The organism is Geoanaerobacter pelophilus (genome assembly GCF_018476885.1).
Taxonomy (GTDB): domain Bacteria; phylum Desulfobacterota; class Desulfuromonadia; order Geobacterales; family DSM-12255; genus Geoanaerobacter; species Geoanaerobacter pelophilus.
This window is the reverse complement of sequence record NZ_JAHCVJ010000001.1, coordinates 55,245-73,222: the sequence shown is the minus strand read 5'-3', so window position 1 is coordinate 73,222 and position 17,978 is coordinate 55,245. Positions and strand designations below refer to the sequence as shown.

Below are 17,978 nucleotides of genomic sequence, written 5' to 3'. Positions count from 1 at the left end.
ATGTACGAAGCCTTTTTCGGTCTTTCTCTCAAACCGTTTGATCTTGTTCCCAATCCTGAGTTCCTTTTTCTTAGTAAATCACATAAAAAAGCTCTTACTTATCTCGATTATGGTATTCGTGAGCGGGTTGGGTTTATTTTACTGACCGGCGAAGTTGGTTCGGGCAAGACAACCATAATACGAGATATGCTAAAAAAACATCATGAAGAAGTTGTTATAGCCAAGGTATTTAATACTCGAGTCAATTCGGAGCAGCTTATTGCTCTCATCAATGATGACTTTGGCTTACCTGTAGCTGGTAAGGACAAGACATCAATGTTGCGTGATCTCAATGATTTTCTGGTAGAGCAATATGCTATTGGGAATTTCCCTGTTTTAATTGTTGACGAGGCTCAAAATTTGACCCCAAAATTACTAGAAGAGATTCGAATGCTTTCGAATTTGGAGACTGATAGCTCGAAGTTGCTGCAGATTATTCTCGTAGGACAGCCAGAGCTTAGAAAAACTATGAACTCTCCAGGTCTCAGACAATTGAGGCAACGGATAAGTATTAATTGCCATCTGCAACCACTATCATGCCCAGAGATGGAGCAATATATAATCCATAGGCTTGAAGTGGCTGGGAATGCCTCTGCCGTTACATTCATGCCGAGTGCCATGGATCTTATATATTGTAGCAGTAAGGGAATCCCGCGTTTAATAAATATTATCTGCGATTTCTTGCTGATTTCCGCTTTTGCAGAAGAGACTAAGACCTTGGATGAAGAGTTAGTAAGGGATGTTATTGGAGAACTGGATTTTGATGGGCATTTTTGGGGAAATAACCAGATTGAAAATGAACTTGCCGATTTGACTCCAAATGCAACAGTTAATGAAGATTCAATATCTGCTCAGGTTGCCCAATCTTTGCTGAAAATTACTTCTCGTCTTGATGGGATGGAGAAAGAAGCTAAAATTCTATCTGATTCTATAAATAAGGAATTTAGTCAGAGGCTTACAGAACTCCAGAATGCTTTTATGTTTCATGTAAAAGAAACAGACGCATCGTTAAATGCCATTAATTCTAGAATCGAAAAAATAAGAAGCCATAGAGATACCAATGAGCAGGATTCTGCAAATGGATCAAAATCAAGCCTAGTTAGAAAAATATTGGGGAGTTAAATGAATTCTGTTACCCATAAAGTTTTCCTTCTTCTCATCAGCGGTTTCATTTTACTGCCACGGGCAGCAGATGCCGCTGATGTTGAATTTAAACCGCGCCTTGTAGTGAGTGAAGAATATAATGACAATATTTTAGATACTAAAACCAATAAAAAGACAGAATTCATAACGAGGGCTATGCCTGGTTTCTCTCTTAAATATTTTGCCAAACGGCTTGATCTGGACTCATCCTATAATTTTGATTACCGATATTATGCGAAGGGAACTAAAGGCGACGAATACACGCACAATCTGTTATCAAAGGCAACTCTTTCACTTATTGAAAACTTTTTTTTCGTGCAACTATCAGATTCTTACAAAAGGGTTACTCTTGATGTCGCACGTGATAATACCGATGAAAGCCTTTTTGTCAATCAAAGTGATCAAAATATAGGAGTTATTTCACCTTATCTTGTCTGGCGTGTGGGAAGTAACTCTACGATCAAGACCGGATACCGATATACGAATACCTGGTACAAAGAGCCGTCTGGTGTGGATAAGAGGGAGCATTATGCCTTTGCCGATGCCAGCCATGAACTTTTGTCCGGATTTTTTTTGACATGGGGCTATTCATTCTCCGATACCAACACATCTGTCAACAAGTTTGAAAGGCACAATGCCTATGGCGGTTTCAGGTACGAGTACGCTAACAAGTCATACATTTTCGGCAAGGTAGGAAATACATGGCAATCTTTTGATACCAGGAAAAATATCAGCAATGTCTTTTGGGATGCTGGGTTAACCCATGAATTCCCGATAGTAACTGCCACGTTGGAATCTAAAGTGCAATATTCTGAGGATCCGCTACGCTCTTCGATCAAGGAAACAGTTTATTCAGGCAAATTTGAAAGAGCTTTAGAAAGAGGGAGCTTAGTGTTTTCAGGCTCATATTCTGAATTTGAAATTACAGAAACAGGCGTCACTGATAGCAAGCGCGTATCTCTACGCGCCTTGGGAAAATATGAGATTACCGACAACCTGAAACTGTCTTTATCGGTTTTGGGTGATCGGTTCAACCAAAAAACACCTGATGATTACCCTTACAGATTAACCGGCATTGCTGGGGTTTCGTATTCATTCAATGATGGTCTGATTGCCTCTCTTTCATACACACATATAACAAACAGAAATCAGATTTTCGAGACGGCTGGTAACAAGGATATTAATCGATATTTTGTCCAACTTGAAAAGAGTTTTTGACATGCTTAACGCCCTGTCAATTGATGTAGAAGATTATTTCCAGGTTAATGCCTTTGCTAGACATGTCAAACGTGAACAATGGAGTCAATTCCAACTGCGTGTTGCCGCAAATACTGATCTTATTCTTGAAATGCTTGACGATTTGTCCTTGAAAGGAACATTTTTTGTTTTGGGGTGGATTGCTGAAAGAGAACCTGAATTGATAAAGGAAATACAACGAAGAGGTCATGAAATCGCTTGTCACGGGTATGGTCACGAGCTTATTTTTGACATCGGACTAGACCGTTTCCGTGAAGATGTTCGCCGTGCAAAAAGAATTATTGAGGATTTAACCGGTACTCAAGTTAACGGTTATCGCGCTCCAAGCTATTCAATTACGTATAATTCTCTCTGGGCTATTAATGTTCTCATAGAAGAAGGTTTTACTTATGATTCTAGTATCTTCCCTGTTTATCACGATACGTATGGCATACCAGATTCCCCTCGTTTCCCTTATCTCATAAAAAGTGCATCCGGTACTATTCGAGAGTTCCCTTTAACTACTTATCCTCTCCATATTGGCGGCAAGGTGTATCACCTCCCTGTGGCTGGGGGAGGGTATTTACGTTTGTTGCCCACGGCTTTTCTTTCCCATGCAATCCGCACTATCAACACTAAAGAAGGAAAGCCGGTTGTTCTATACTTTCACCCATGGGAGATTGATCCTGAACAGCCAAGAATCAAAGCCGGAATGAAGTCGCGTTTTAGGCATTATGTAAATCTCGATAAAACTAAGGCAAAACTTAGATCTCTTCTTTCTACAAATAAATTTGGTACAATGTTACAAGTTTTGGAGCATTCTACTAATCTCTCGGAATATAGTTACGGAGTATAACTACATTGTTGCCAATGGATCTATCCCAGACAAAGCCTGTAAACAGTCCGGATCGACACAATCATAAGGCAGTAATTGCATTTTCAGTATTATTGATTGCATTTTGCACTGCATATTATCCGGTTTTCAGAAGTCTGATAAAGACTTGGTATGCATCTGATGATGCTTCGCATGGTTTTCTCATTATTCCGGCTGCTTTGTATATAGTCTGGCGAAATAGATCTCGGCTGAGTGAACTTCCAATTGTTCCATCCTGGTGGGGCATGCTGCTTGTTGTTATAAGCTTAACGCTTTATTTGTTTGCAAAACTTGCAGGTATTGCAACTCTTTCTCCGCTATCTTTAATACTGACTATTGCTGGTTCAATCTTATTTCTAGGTGGATACAGATTTTTAGTCGCTTTATTGTTCCCTATAGCATTACTTTTATTGATGATACCGATACCATCACAGATTTATTCAGCATTAACTTTACCACTGCAGCTTATTGTTTCAAAAGTTTCTGCTATAACAACGACTTTGATCGGAATACCGGTCTACCTCGAAGGCAATGTAATAAATCTTCCCAATTACACCTTTGAGGTTGTACAAGCCTGCAGCGGTCTCCGCTCGATAATGTCGCTTTTTACCCTTGCCGCATTGTACGGTTACTTTACGCTTTCATCACCACTCTTGAGGACTTTTTTGTTCGTTTTGGCATTGCCGATAGCCGTATTAGTGAATATTGCCAGGATTTCGGTTATGGTAATTGCTTATTATTATTTTAATTTCAATCTCACTTCAGAGCCAATTCACACTTGGTATGGTATGGCTATCTTTGGGTTGTCTTTTATCCTGTTTCTCTTAACTCAGAAAGTGTTGTCTAAATGGGACAAATAAATCTCCTCAAAATTCTAATTCTTGTCACTATGTTTGTGCTTACAGCATTTGGCTTGTCGCTTGTCAAGCATGTTGAACCCAAGCCAAAGGATCAAAAACTTGTAAATGCTTTGTCTGTAATTGACGGTTGGCATATATCTGCAGACCAGCGTTTGGATCAAAAAGTCATTGATGCCTTAGAGCTTGATGACTATCTGTTTCAAACATATAACAAAGGTAATGATACTCTCACTCTTTATATTGGCTACTACCTTACTGCCAAAAAAGTTGGCTCCGCTCATGATCCGATGGTTTGTTTTCCCGGGCAGGGGTGGTGCCTGACTAAGCTGGGTCAACCTGTTATAACTGAAGCTGTTTCTGGTATTCCGGTCACGTACTCAGTGATGGTTGCGGAACGGGAGGGGCGTAAAGAACTTGTTGCTTATTGGTTCCAGGCAGTGAAAAAAACGCTTCCCGACACTTTTGGTCAGAAGGTCAGTTTGCTGAGACAGAGAATGGCTGGGAGTAATGAAGACAATGCTTTTGTTAGAATTACACTATCATTAGATAATCGTTCCAAAGAGGATGCTGTAAAGATTGTTGATGATTTCATCCGGTCTTTTTATCCAAACTTCCTCAATTATATTATTGGAGACCAGCCACCTAAAGGCACTGGGATCAAATAGAAATGCTGCTTCCGTTACTCATCTGGTCACTCCTTGCAGTTATCTACATTTATGTAGGTTATCCTATTATTGCCCTAATAATTGCCCGATTATCCCCCAGACCAATCAAGCAAGGCCAATCTTTGCCAACTGTCTCAATTCTTATTGCTGCGTACAATGAATCGCATGTGATTGAGGCTACAATTAAGAATAAACTTTCTTTGAATTATCCTTCTGATAAGTTGGAAATCATTGTTGTTTCCGATGGCTCAACCGATGGGACTGATGAAATTGTTGGGCGGTTTAACTGCAAACAACTTCGCCTACTTAGACAAGAACCGCGGGCAGGCAAGACCTCTGCTCTTAATATGGCGATTTCAGAAGTGTCTGGTGAAATTATCGTGTTTTCAGATGCGAATTCCCTGTATGCGCCTGATGCACTCTATCATCTTGTTACTAACTTTTCAGACCCTTCAGTTGGTTATGTAACGGGAAAAATGGTCTATACCAACCCGGATGGGACTGTTAACGCCGCGGGTTGCTCTGCTTACATGAAGTATGAAAATTTCCTACGTGAGGTAGAAAGCAAAATTGGTTCTGTTGTTGGTGTTGACGGAGGGATAGATGCCGTTCGCAAAAAACTGTACCGGCCTATGAGGCCAGACCAACTTCCAGATTTTGTCCTTCCGCTTAATGTGATAGATCAGGGGTACAGGGTTGTTTATGAAGAAAAGGCCCTGCTTCATGAACCCGCTCTCTCCGGTTCATCCGATGAGTATCGAATGAGAGTCAGGGTTTCACTGCGAGCTTACTGGGCTTTGTGGGATATGCGACATCTGTTGTTTAGATATGATAATTTGCTTTTTGCCTGGCAACTTTGGTCTCACAAAGTTTTGCGGTATTTATGCTTCATTTTTCTTGTTGTCGCCCTGATCACAAACATTGCTCTGTATTCACATGGCTTCCTGTTTAAAAGCTTGCTTGCCACCCAAATTTTTTGTTACGTGGGAGGGTATGCTTCGCCATTAATGGAAAAAATGGGTTGTTCTTCCAAGTTATTAGGCCTTTGCCGATACTTTACCTTGCTCAATATCGCTTCTGCTCATGCTTTTATTAGGTTTTTGCGAGGGCAAAAGCAGGTTCTCTGGACGCCGAGGAAAGGTTGAAGATCTTACATGTAATCGACAGTGGCGGTCTATATGGAGCAGAAATGATGCTTCTTGCCCTAATGAGTGAACAAGTTAGAATGGGGTTAGAGCCTGTCCTTGCAAGCATTGCCGAGCATTCCATTCAGGAAAAGTCTTTAGAAACAGAAGCGATTCGTCTAGGATTGCGTGTTATAAAATTTCGCATGATGCCAGGGCCAAATCCTTTTGGCGTAGCTGAAATCCTTCGTTTTGCCCAGGATGAAAGGGTTGATCTGATTCATTCCCATGGGTATAAAGGGAACATTTTTTTTGGTCTTTTGCCGCGCTTCGCACGACGTTTCCCCCTAGTTAGCACTGTTCACGGATGGACTTGGACTGGTGGGGTCAATAGAATGATGCTGTACGAATGGCTTGATTCGAAAGCCCTGTCAGGGGTGGACCGAATCGTTTTGGTCAACACTCAGATGCTGAAGCATCCACGTATTAAAAGAATCCCTATTAATAAGGTTTCGGTTGTTGATAACGGCATTGTTGGTGAACTGACTGTAGAGGATGATTCAGACTTTGATGCAGAGGTTGTTTCTTTCTGCGAAAAGGGTTTCACCATAGGGGCTATTGGCAGGCTATCTCAGGAGAAAGGGTTTGATATTCTCTTGCGGGCGTTTGCAGGTTTAACAGATGAATTCCCGGAGATACGGGTGGTTATACTTGGTGAAGGGGGATGGCGTGCTCAGCTGGAAGCTCTTACTGAAAAACTGGGCATTTCTGACCGTGTTCTTATGCCTGGTTTTAAAAATAATGCTCGTCGCTATATACCTTTCTTTAATCTGTTTGCCATCTCTTCACATACTGAAGGATTGCCGATTTCTCTTCTGGAAGCAATGCAGGCTTCAATTCCGATTGTGGCGAGTTGTGTTGGAGGAATTCCGGATGTGCTTCAAGACGGGCGCTGTGGACTTCTTGTCAATCCGGGGTCAGAGGAGGAACTTGGGCATGCGATTGCTCATGTAATTCAGAACCCGCGTGAGGCAGGAGTAAGAGTGACCGCAGCCAGGCAAAGGGCTATCATAGCGTATTCAAGCAGGAGAATGGCTGAAGAATATCTGGAAATATACAAGGGTGTGCTCCAGTGACTAATGAGAAAATAAATATACTCTATGTGATAGACAGCCTTACTCATGGGGGCACTGAGCGTCAGTTGGCTGAACTGATCCGTAACCTCGACCGCAACCGTTTCACTCCTCATCTCTGCACCTTGAAACCATCTCAGGGGCTGTTTGATGAGCTTGATGTGCCTAAATTATGTTTGAATTTTTCAAGTTTTGCATCTATGAAAATATTTGGAGTTGAAAAAAACCTTTCTCAATTTATTCATAGGAATAAAATTCAGATAGTACAGACATTCTTTCAGGATCCTTTCCTTCTTGCTGCTCTGATAAAGCCTTTAAACCAATATCGCTTAATAGGTTCTTTTCGAGATCTGGGTTTTTGGCGAACGCCATCTGAAAGCCGAAAAATGCGTTTTTCTTATCCTTTCTATGATGGGTTTATCGCAAACTCTGAGGCGGTAAAGGAAAGCTTTGCTGCTTGTGATGGAATAGATGGTGATAGGATAACTGTTATATATAATGGTTTTGATCTATCTGCCATAGCAGATACTCCCGTGCCAACCTCAACAGTGCCGATTATCGGAATCGTTGCCAATCTGAATAGGCCGGTAAAAAGGGTTAAGGATTTCATCCTTGCAGCGGGCAAGGTCCACTGCACGAACCCGGATGTACTTTTTGTTGTGATTGGAGGTGGCCATTTGCAGAAAGAATTACAAGAGCTGGCGCTCCAATCTGGAATTGCCGGTTGTACAACCTTTACTGGCATGATATCGAACCCCATCCAACAAGTTCTCGGATTCACTGTTGGTGTTATTACCTCAGAAACTGAGGGATTCTGCAACGCTATCATCGAATATATGGCCTGCGGAATCCCGGTAGTCGCGACACGGGCAGGGGGTAATGTAGAATTAATTTCAGATGGCGAAAACGGTTATTTGTACGAAGTTGGCAATACTGATGAGCTTGCAGACAGACTCCTGTTGCTTCTGGCTGACAGGAATAACTGCACGCGAATCGGATCTGCCAATGCCTTAAAGGTTCGTAATCAATATTCTATGGGACAGATGATCGAAGCCCATCAGAAGTTTTATTCAAGCCTCACCAGAGACATTTCACATGAGCGATGAAGAGGTAAAATATTTCTCATATCCTGCATCTGATGAACTGCTGGATAAATATTGTGCCCTTTTTAAAACTGTCTATGGGGACTCAGAATCTTTTCAAAAACGAATTCAATGGGAGTTATTACAATATCCTTCTAAGTTGCCAGTCACTCTTTTCTGTGCCGAGGTAAATGACACAATTGTCGGGGTAACAATCAGGCATCCTGTTGAGATATTGCATAAAGGGAAAGTGCTCTCAGCATTCTTTGCTTCAAACTCTATGGTACATCCTGAATACCGGGGTAAAGGTTTAATTCGAGAGCTATACACAATGGCGGCGGCTGCCGGAGGATTACAGCTTTCAAAGGGAACAGCCGATGAAATGTATAAGGTGCTTAAAAAGATTGGATATCAGGATATTATTCCTAATACCTACCAGGTTTGCATTGTTGACCCAATTAAGTGGGCGTTAAAGAAAATAGGTTTTAGAAACCTGGCTTGTAATTCATTGGGTATGGGAGCATTCCTGGTAAAGGGTTATTCAGAGTTACACACCATTTCAGATGATCTGCAAGATTTTTGTGATAGAGCACAGCGTGATGGCATCATAAAAGACTTACAATACCTAATGTGGCGATATCTTGAAATTCCTCACAGGAGTTACAGACTTTTCCTGAGAAAAAGTGATGATAAGGCTGTATCTCTGATAGTGTTGAGAGTTACTGGAAGTACTGTTTATCTTGTGGATCTTTTGTGGGATGTGAAAACTCTTGACGAACCTGAAGCCTCGGTTATGTTTGCCAAAAGTTTTGCTCGTGATGCGCGGGCAAGCAAATTAATTGCATGGGCAACATTGAAACAAATGCGCGATGCTTTGAGTAGGAATTATTTTTTTAATCGGGGAGAGACTCCCCATTTCAGTTGTTATTCAGGACAGTTGGATAATGAAATAATTGACTGGTCATCACTTCATTTTGTTCACGGTGATGGAGATATTGAATACCTATGAAAACACCTTGCAACCAGTATTTAAAGTTTGATCTCTACCGGTATTTTTACCCCAATGATGCAGTTAATTCGATTAGCTCTTTGGGAAAAGTCAAAAAGATCTTTCTGACTCAAGGAATATGGGCCTTAATTGTTTATCGGGCTGGGTCATGGTGTGTTAGAAATAAAAAACAATTTGGTCCGCTTGTCAAAGTGTTACTGCCGCTAATTACCATTTGGCAAAAGTTGGTTGAGATGACCACCGGCATTGAGATCCCTTTTACTGCCAAAATAGGACGAGGCTTGTATATTGGTCACTTCGGCCAGATCATCTTGTCTCCAATGGCAGTGCTCGGTGAGTGTTGCAATATCTCTCAGGGGGTTACAATTGGGCAAGCGGGACGTGGAGACCAGCAGTTTGTACCAGTTATCGGTGATCGGGTCTACATCGGCCCTGGCGCAAAATTATTTGGGAAAATAGTTGTCGGCAATGATGTTGCTATTGGTGCGAATGCAGTAGTAACTAGAGATCTTCCCAATAATGCTGTTGCGGTCGGTATTCCGGCCAAGATCATAAACTTTGGCTCAAGTCGAGATTTTGTAAACTTTAATAAAAACAAGATGTGAATCAATAATATGCGCCAGCATCTAAAGCGAACCCTAATTAGCAGCCGATTGCTTCTGAAGTTACTGAACAGAATTTTCGGATCTTTTCCCAAGGTCTTTGTCTACCATCGTTTTACTCCACCGGGCGTGTCATTACCGCATCGGGTGAACGCAGAGACCTTTGCCTGGCAACTAGACGTCATTAAAAAAGACTTTGATGTCATTACTTTACAGGATTGTATTGCTCGCTATATGCAGTACGGTAGATGGCCAACCGGATGTGTTGTGTTGACTGTCGATGACGGGTACAGCGATATGTATCAATGGGCTTGGCCAGAACTAACCAAACGGAAGTTACCGGCTACTTTTTTTGTGACCACTGGTTTTGTTGATGGCAATATCTGGCTCTGGCCTGATCGACTTGAGTATGCGTTGTACTTGACGACTCTATCTAGTTGTTCGGTAGCTGTTGATGGTAAACAGGTCACCTTATCTTTGAAAAATGAGCATGATCGATATATTGCTTGGAAGTTTTTCTCAGACTATTGTATTTGCTGCAAAGACAGGCAACGTTTAACTTTTATAAAACAGATAGAAGCGGCGTTGGAGATAGAATTACCTTTGCGTCCTCCTCATGAATATGCTCCTGTAACATGGGAACAGTTGCGAGAGATGAAAGCAGGAGGGGTAGAAATAGGTGGTCATACGGTCCACCACCCGATCTTATCGAAGATTGATACCGATATGCTTGATCTTGAAATCGGTGGCTGCAAAACTATTTTGGAGGAGCGATTATCAGCCTCGATTAAATCTTTTTGCTACCCGAATAGTGGTCCTGGTGATGTCAATGATTCCGTAATTGCTGCCGTGGCACGTGCGGGGTACATCGGTGCTGTTTTCGGGACTAACCTTGTCATATGGGATCGATATATGGTTCCCCGCATGGGCGTCAGTAATGACCGGGCTGATTTCCTCTGGAAGTTATACGGTGGTGAATCTCTTTCTTTTGCTAGGCAGTCCGCGAAGATGAATTGAACGCCTGAATGTAACTATGGAGATTTGCATTGAAAACTCGGGTGTTATTATTCGGGACAACTGCAGATGATATAAATATTTTCGTGCGCTGCTTTAGGGAAGTGGCCCACAAGTACGAAGTGACGATTCTTCTTGAACCACATAACTATGCAAACGTTATGACAAATTTTGGGAGGATTGCACTTAGCCCTCTAAATGAATTTTCAGCGGACTGTTTGATAGAGTATCTGCAAAAGTATGCTCACCTGTACGATGTGTTAATGCCGAGTGGATTTTGCAGTGTCAAGTTAATTTCTGCGTCGATCGACCGGTTGTACAATTTTATCCGCGTGGTTGAGCTACCGGATTTTGCGTTGATAAACGAATTGGATGACAAACTGAATTTTGCTCATTATTGTTCATCGCATGGCTTACCACACCCTGCAACAATTGCAGGAAAAGATTTTTTTAAGGATATGGACTCCTTCAAAAAATTTCCCGTACTTCTCAAACATAGACTTGGCGCAGGAAAACAAGGCATCCGGTTAGCTAAAACGCCTGAAGATGCCCTCGCAGGCCCTGAATCTGACATTGCAGAAGACTATATAGTCCAGGAGTATCTTCTGGGCCATGACTTTGCTTTTAACGGATTTTGTAGAAACGGGTCCATTGTTTCATGGACTGTGCAGAAATTCCATAGCATCAGCATATTAAACAGGGACAGACTCAGAATTAGTACCTTTGTTAAAAATGATCAGATTTTTTTCTGGGCTGAGAAACTGATCGCTATGACAAAATATTCCGGGCCAATTAATATCGACTTCAGATATATCCCAGCTGAGGAGAGCAATTATTTTATAGAAGTGAACCCCCGTTTTTGGTCAAATGTTCACTACTCACTAATTGATGGAGTAAATTTTGTCGATATAGCTATTGATCCTGAGATACCTGCCAATCGAATAAAGCCTCTCCATGCTGGAAAAACCTGGGGGGAACCGATTAAAACCTTAATTCTTATGGTCTGCTTTTTTCAGTTTGGTTTGCTGCGCTATATCTTGTCCCAGAGCATGCTGCAGTTTAAGATTGGGGTATTGGACAGGCTTGACAGGATGTACTCAAGGTACGTGTCTGCTGGTTCAAAGGCTGCGGCGTTGTTATGAGCCATTGGTCAATCAAAAGTATCCTGAAGTCTGCTTTTGTGAAAAGTCCTTTTCTTACCAATTGTGCAATGAAATTGACGCAGGATTACCCCAAAATATTCCTCTACCATCGTTTTTGCGAACCCGGTTCAACGATTTGGGGGGGAATCAGTCAAGATGAGTTTGAATGGCATATTGAGAGAGTAACTGAAAAATATGAAGTCATCTGTTTCGCTGAATTCCTTCTGCGGAAGCAACGACAGGCTTCCACTAGAAATTGTGCAATCATAACGGTTGATGACGGATACCGAGATTTTTACCAGTATGCCTATCCAGTTCTAAAAAAGTCATCGGTACCTGCAACGTTATTCGTTACCAGTGACTTCATCCAGCAGAGAATATGGTTATGGCCTGACAAACTTAAATACATTGTCCAACAACTCCAGTCCGGCAGATATTCGTTCGAGTTTAATCATGACTGTTTTGAGATAAATACGCTAGACAATGCTAGCCGCCTCGCTTCGTGGATGAGACTTTCCAATACATGTATCCGCCTACCCCTAACGAAACGGGAGATGCTAATTAAGTCACTGTCAGAATCTATGGGAATTGAAGTGCCTAGATTCCCGAGCAAAGATTATGAAGCATGCAATTGGAATGAACTCCGTGAAATGCAGATGAACCGTATTGAAATCGGGTCTCATACGCTCACTCATCCCGTTCTTTCGATGATCCCTGTTGATGAAATGCTTAAAGAGCTTAATGACAGCAAGGTTGAAATCGAACAGATGCTCAATGGGCAGGTGTCAACTTTCTGTTATCCGCATGGTGGGGAGAACGACATCAATGATGCTGTGGTTAAGGCGACTGCAGAGGCTGGTTACAGAGGAGCAGTTCATGGTAATCCTCCGCGAGAATGGAATCCGTTTCTTGTCCCAAGGATGGGTGCGGACGATGATCGTAAAGAGTTTATTTGGCGATTGTGCGGCATGGAGTATGTTACGGCTAGGATTAAGGCACTATTATGATCAAGTATAACCAAGTGGGAAGTAATATGTTCAATTACGTGTACAAATAATCGATATGAAAACTATTGCCATTATAACCAGTAATTTCCCTCCTACAAACATCGTAGGCGCATTGCGACCGTATCGCTTGTCTAAGTTTCTCTGTAAAGCTGGGTGGAGAGTTATCATTCTCACCCATCCACCTGATACAGGTCATGACTTGGACTATTCTCTATTGGATGAAATTGCAAGTGACGTACAGATTCACTATGTTTCCACTCCGAGAGTGAAAAAGATCTGGAATCGTGGGTTAGTGGCTCGTTTCATTGGTACTGGTCGGGACATTTTAGATGGTTGGGTTAAGCCGGATTTGGGAATTGCCCATGTCAATTCATTCTATAGAGCATTTATTAAGCTTGCAAAAGTGAGTCAAATAGATGTGTTATTGACCACCTCGCCTCCACATTCAATCCATCTTGCAGGTCTATTGATAAAGAGGAAATTTGACATCCCTTGGATTGTGGATTTACGCGACCCTTGGGATTATTATCCCACCAAGGGGCACCATGAACTGACATTTTTGGAAGGGTATCTTGAAAAAAGAGTTATGACTGAGGCAAGCGCCGTAATTTCAACCACCGGCACTTATTCAAAAATATTGATGGAAAAACACTCGTTTATTGATAAGAACAAATTTCACATTGTAACAAATAGTTATGACAGAAATAAGACTTCTTTGGCTGTAGAAAAAGACCCAGATCATTTTATTGTCTGCTACACAGGTATTTTTTACCCAGGAAAAGATCCTTACGGATTCTTTCGTGCGCTGAAGAGCTGGTTTGAGGTAATGCCATCTTCCGATAGATCCTATTACATGACAGTGTTACGCGTTCATCTGATCGGATCAGGTGATTATATTACGCGGCAGGTAATCAGTTCACTCGGACTTGATGGAGTAATTGTGTATTTTGACCGAATGCCACATGAACAGGCTATTGCAATGACACTTGCCGCAGACATGGTTCTTATTTCTACAGGATTTGGTGATCGTACCAGACCTGGGTGGTTACCATCAAAGCTTTTTGAGTACCTTGGTTGCAGAATCCCAATCCTAGCTCTAACACGTGAAGGAGAAACCGCAGAAGTTATTCGAAGGACAAAAAGCGGTTATGTGTTGTTATCTGAAGATCATGATAGTATCCACAAAATTCTTAGAACTGAAATTAGTCGAAAGTTTAAATGTGACAGCCAATCTGATAATACAAATTTTACCTTTGAAGGAACTGATAAATATGAAGAGGAAAATGTTATGAGTGGTTTTGCCGATATTATTGGGAATGTAATTTCTAGGCCGCCAAGAATTAGGACATGATACAAAAATTATTTAATAATTCAATATCAAATGTTGCGATATTGCTCCTTAGACTTGGAGTGTCGTTTGTTCTTACTCCATGCATTTTGAAGGCATTAGGTAAGCACGAATACGGTATTTATGAGATTGTTCTATCTGTTGTTGGTTATATGGGTATGCTTGAGCTTGGTATGCAGCCAGCAGTTACTCGTTTTATAGCCCGTTATGCAGCTGTTAATGATGAAGAGAAGCTCAAACGCATCTTTAGTTCCGCCCTTGTTTTTTCAACAGCTATTGGAGCACTGGTTGCCGTAGCTCTCATGCTTTGGGCTTTTGCAGGGGCGCAAGGCTTAGTTCCTCCCAATGCACCTTCTTCGCGATATACAGTTTTTTTGACCATAGTAGCTTGCCAGGTTCTGATAAGTTTTCCAGGGAATGTAATCACATCGGTTCACCATGGTCATCAACGCTATTGGCTTACAAGCGGCCTGACGGCTGTGAACACAGTTGTTGGAACATCTATTATATATTTTTTCTTGAAGCACGGTTATGGACTACTTGTTCTCACCTTAGCAAACACAATTGGTTTTACTCTCAAGTTTATTAATTATTATTTACTGTTGAGGTTAGATAAATATGGGGGATATAGATTTGCTTTCAAATATGTATCAGCAGATACTATCCGTGAACTTGTGGGATTTGGTTTCAAGAGTTTTGCACTTGGTATCGCAACCAGAATAAGAAACAGCACTGATTCTCTCGTAATAGGGACAGTACTATCTCCTTCAGCAGTTGCATACTATGTGATGCCTTCTAACCTTGTTAATCAGCTTCGTAATTTTATATCTGCTGCTACGCTTGGCTTCATGCCTTTTTTCAGTGAACTGAATGCAAATTCAACTCCAGAAAAAACGAGAGAAGTTTATTATACATCATCTCGGTATATGGTTGGAGTAGTGGTGTGCGGCTTTATTGCGATCGGTTTTTTAGGACCAAGGTTTCTTGATGTCTGGATTGGTTCTGAATATGGCCAAGAAGGTCGATTAATACTTTATATTCTGGCTTTTGCAACATTTATCCAGATGATAAACCCTTTCCACGGCAGAATATTAACTGGTATTGGTAAGCATGGAGTGCTGGCCAAGATAAGGACATACGAAGCCATTGTAAATCTACTAATTAGTATAGTATTGGCAAAAATCATTGGCAAAGAGGGGGTTGCTATTGGGACATTATTGCCTGCACTGATTGCTGAACCTCTAATTTTATATATTGTATGCAAGCAGATAGCTGGCCAGTTCTTTGATTATTTAATACAAGCGCTTCTACCATCACTGCTGCCATGTATCATAACTGCATTATTTTATTATGTGCTTATAGCCAATTTTAACCCAATTGGTTATGGGGGAATATTCATTGTAGGAGTATCAGGGAGCGTGCTATTTGTACTCTCTTTCATTATATTATTACATAGAGATGAACGATGTCGGTTATTTAACATAATTAAAACAAGAAGTATTTAAATGCCGATATAAAGAGCTGATAAATGTCATTTATTGTGTTGCTGTTGTATATATCAAGTAGTTTTCTACATTTAACTGCACGGATCCCGGTGTTGGGTTCGCTGCGGTTTGATTTACTGCTGGGAGTTGGGACGCTGTTGATAATTTTTGTCCAGCAACGTCAAGATACGCTACGTCTGGGTGAGGAAACTGCGCGTAGGTTGAACGGGCTTATTCTATATATCATTCTTAGTCTGCCACTTGTCACTTGGCCAGGCTCGGTCATTCAAAATAATCTTACGGAATGGATTAAGGTGGCTCTCTTTTATGTGCTGGTGGTAGGAGCCGTCCGTACAGAAAAACAGTTGCGCCTCTTTATCTGGGTGTTTTTATTTTGTCAGGTCTTTCGCGTGTTGGAACCACTTTATCTGCATATCACTGCCGGTTATTGGGGCAGCGTAGCATTTTCTCATACCGACGGTGTCATGACCGGCCTCAAGCGTTTAAGTGGCGCTCCGTCTGATGTGGTTAATCCAAATCAATTGGCTTGGGTGATTGTTAGTACTATTCCTTTCCTCTTTTATTTACTATGGCAGAAGGGTTCGTGGGGTAAGATTCTTTTTGTGGCGCTTCTAATACCCTCAGCTCAGGCACTGTTGTTAACTGGCTCGCGTAGTGGTCTTCTTTCCCTAGGTGCAGTCATTTTTGCGATGGTGCTCCTTAGTAAAAACATACGTCGTAATCTGATTATAACAGTTGTATTGGTACTCCCGCTGGCCGTTCTGCTAATGGGACAGCTTGGTTCGGATATGCAGACACGATATCTTTCTCTGATCGATTCCACAGTAGCTGGTGCTGACACAAGGCAGGGTAGAATCAATGGTATGATAAGACAGTTAGGAACTATTTCGAATAACCCTTTGTTTGGCAATGGGCTTGGAACCACAAGGGAGGCAAATTGGAATATTTTGGGTCATAGTTCCCAAATTACTCATAATTTGTATATTGAGGTTTTACAAAGCATCGGCATAATTGGGTTTTCCCTTTTCATCCTTTATATAGTTGCAATAGTTAGGTGCTTGAGACAAGCGCAGAAGCTTTTACTTATTAAAGGATATGACTCAAATGACTGGTTGATAAGGTTGTCTTCAGCCATTCTTGCATGGGTATTTATGGATCTGTTCTATAGTATTTCCTGTTTCGGATTGATCAGCTGGGAATGGTACTTCTTCGGTGGAACGGCAACAGTCTGTCATGCTTTGGCACAAGAACGAGAGGTAATGCTCAATGCAGAACCCCAATGTACCTGATTCTAACTCCTTGGTTAGTGTTATTATCCCTTGTTACAACCGCGAGTCATATATTGCTGAAACGGTTAATAGTGTTCTCTCCCAGACTTGGCCGAATATCGAATTGATTGTGGTTGATGACGGTTGTAAAGATGGTTCGCGCAAGGTGCTGGAGTCATTTGGCCGGCGTATAACCATTCTCGAACACCAAGGCTGCGCCAACCTGGGACAATCCGCGGCAATCAATCTCGGGTTGCGTCAGAGCAGGGGGGATTACTTGGCGATTCTTGATAGTGATGATCTCTTTGCTCCGGGTAAAATTGAAAAACAAGTGCGATTTCTGGAGAAGAATCCGGAATATGGTCTTGTGTATTCCAATGGCATGCATATCGATGAAAATGGCAAGGAGCTGTACCAGATGCATTATGGCGATCACCGGCCGCCTACCGGACCTGAACAGGTACTGGAAGACTGCTGCTACAATGTGCCTTCCAACGCGCTTTTTCGGCGGGCTGTGTTTGAAAAAGTAGGTTTTTTAAATGAGGCGCTTCGTTCTGCACAGGACCACGATTATGCTATTAGAATTGCTGAAGTTACGCGCATAGGTTATATGGACGAATGTCTCTGGAATTATCGCAGACATGGTGGCAGTATCAGTAATACACGGACATTGGAGCGCTGGAAGAATGGTTTTAAGATTCTTCAGGCCGCCCTAAAAAGATACCCATATCCTTTAGTAACAGTCAGGCGACGTAAAGCGGTTCTTCATTTCAGGCTAGGCCAATGTTATCTGAAGGAAAGGCAGTATGTTAAGTCAGCATACCATCTGTTTCTCGCCGGCATTCAGGATCCTTACCGATCTTTGCGAGTACTGGCTGGCAGGGAGAGGCTAACTGGACCGAATTAACAGCATAAGATAGCTTTATT

General features: G+C 41.8%; 17 protein-coding genes. All 17 read left to right on the top strand.

What is annotated here, in order from left to right; all coding sequences use genetic code 11:
- From KI809_RS00315 to KI809_RS00235, 17 genes are read left to right on the top strand one after another with little or no spacing between them, the layout of a single operon-like run.
- Positions 1-1,161, top strand: coding sequence for an XrtA/PEP-CTERM system-associated ATPase (locus KI809_RS00315; protein ID WP_214169534.1), 1,161 nt, complete (start codon positions 1-3; stop codon positions 1,159-1,161).
- Positions 1,162-2,400, top strand: coding sequence for a TIGR03016 family PEP-CTERM system-associated outer membrane protein (locus tag KI809_RS00310; protein WP_214169533.1), 1,239 nt, complete (start codon positions 1,162-1,164; stop codon positions 2,398-2,400).
- 1 nt (position 2,401) lies between these two features.
- Positions 2,402-3,274, top strand: coding sequence for an XrtA system polysaccharide deacetylase (locus KI809_RS00305; protein ID WP_214169532.1), 873 nt, complete (start codon positions 2,402-2,404; stop codon positions 3,272-3,274).
- Positions 3,275-3,288: 14 nt separating this feature from the next.
- Complete coding sequence (locus KI809_RS00300; protein WP_246559188.1) at positions 3,289-4,152, top strand: exosortase/archaeosortase family protein; 864 nt, start codon at positions 3,289-3,291, stop codon at positions 4,150-4,152.
- Entirely contained in the window at positions 4,140-4,817 is a 678-nt protein-coding gene (locus tag KI809_RS00295) for an exosortase C-terminal domain/associated protein EpsI (protein WP_214169530.1), read from the top strand. Before KI809_RS00300 ends, KI809_RS00295 begins: the two co-directional genes overlap by 13 nt.
- A 2-nt stretch (positions 4,818-4,819) precedes the next feature.
- The gene (locus KI809_RS00290; protein WP_214169529.1) at positions 4,820-5,962 is read left to right on the top strand and encodes a glycosyltransferase family 2 protein; all 1,143 of its coding nucleotides are present in this window, start codon (positions 4,820-4,822) and stop codon (positions 5,960-5,962) included.
- Between the two features lie 44 nt (positions 5,963-6,006).
- Complete coding sequence (locus KI809_RS00285; RefSeq protein ID WP_246559089.1) at positions 6,007-7,077, top strand: glycosyltransferase; 1,071 nt, start codon at positions 6,007-6,009, stop codon at positions 7,075-7,077.
- Positions 7,074-8,180 carry a glycosyltransferase gene (locus KI809_RS00280; RefSeq protein ID WP_214169527.1) on the top strand — a complete coding sequence of 369 codons (1,107 nt, stop codon included), beginning with the start codon at positions 7,074-7,076 and terminating at the stop codon, positions 8,178-8,180. The genes KI809_RS00285 and KI809_RS00280 overlap by 4 nt, the downstream gene beginning before the upstream one ends.
- Entirely contained in the window at positions 8,170-9,165 is a 996-nt protein-coding gene (locus tag KI809_RS00275) for a GNAT family N-acetyltransferase (RefSeq protein ID WP_214169526.1), read from the top strand. The genes KI809_RS00280 and KI809_RS00275 overlap by 11 nt, the downstream gene beginning before the upstream one ends.
- Positions 9,162-9,770, top strand: a complete 609-nt coding sequence (locus KI809_RS00270; RefSeq protein ID WP_214169525.1) for a serine O-acetyltransferase — start codon at positions 9,162-9,164, stop codon at positions 9,768-9,770. The genes KI809_RS00275 and KI809_RS00270 overlap by 4 nt, the downstream gene beginning before the upstream one ends.
- Positions 9,771-9,779: 9 nt before the next feature.
- The gene (locus KI809_RS00265) at positions 9,780-10,784 is read left to right on the top strand and encodes a polysaccharide deacetylase family protein (protein WP_214169524.1); all 1,005 of its coding nucleotides are present in this window, start codon (positions 9,780-9,782) and stop codon (positions 10,782-10,784) included.
- A gap of 29 nt (positions 10,785-10,813) precedes the next feature.
- Complete coding sequence (locus KI809_RS00260) at positions 10,814-11,923, top strand: ATP-grasp domain-containing protein (protein ID WP_214169523.1); 1,110 nt, start codon at positions 10,814-10,816, stop codon at positions 11,921-11,923.
- Positions 11,920-12,930: a polysaccharide deacetylase family protein gene (locus KI809_RS00255; RefSeq protein ID WP_214169522.1), complete on the top strand. Its 1,011-nt coding sequence runs from the start codon at positions 11,920-11,922 to the stop codon at positions 12,928-12,930. Before KI809_RS00260 ends, KI809_RS00255 begins: the two co-directional genes overlap by 4 nt.
- A gap of 55 nt (positions 12,931-12,985) precedes the next feature.
- The gene (locus tag KI809_RS00250) at positions 12,986-14,281 is read left to right on the top strand and encodes a glycosyltransferase (RefSeq protein ID WP_214169521.1); all 1,296 of its coding nucleotides are present in this window, start codon (positions 12,986-12,988) and stop codon (positions 14,279-14,281) included.
- Positions 14,278-15,783 carry an oligosaccharide flippase family protein gene (locus KI809_RS00245; protein ID WP_214169520.1) on the top strand — a complete coding sequence of 502 codons (1,506 nt, stop codon included), beginning with the start codon at positions 14,278-14,280 and terminating at the stop codon, positions 15,781-15,783. Before KI809_RS00250 ends, KI809_RS00245 begins: the two co-directional genes overlap by 4 nt.
- Positions 15,784-15,806: 23 nt before the next feature.
- The gene (locus tag KI809_RS00240) at positions 15,807-17,072 is read left to right on the top strand and encodes an O-antigen ligase family protein (RefSeq protein WP_214169519.1); all 1,266 of its coding nucleotides are present in this window, start codon (positions 15,807-15,809) and stop codon (positions 17,070-17,072) included.
- Entirely contained in the window at positions 17,050-17,958 is a 909-nt protein-coding gene (locus KI809_RS00235; protein WP_214169518.1) for a glycosyltransferase, read from the top strand. Before KI809_RS00240 ends, KI809_RS00235 begins: the two co-directional genes overlap by 23 nt.
- Positions 17,959-17,978 lie beyond the last annotated feature (20 nt).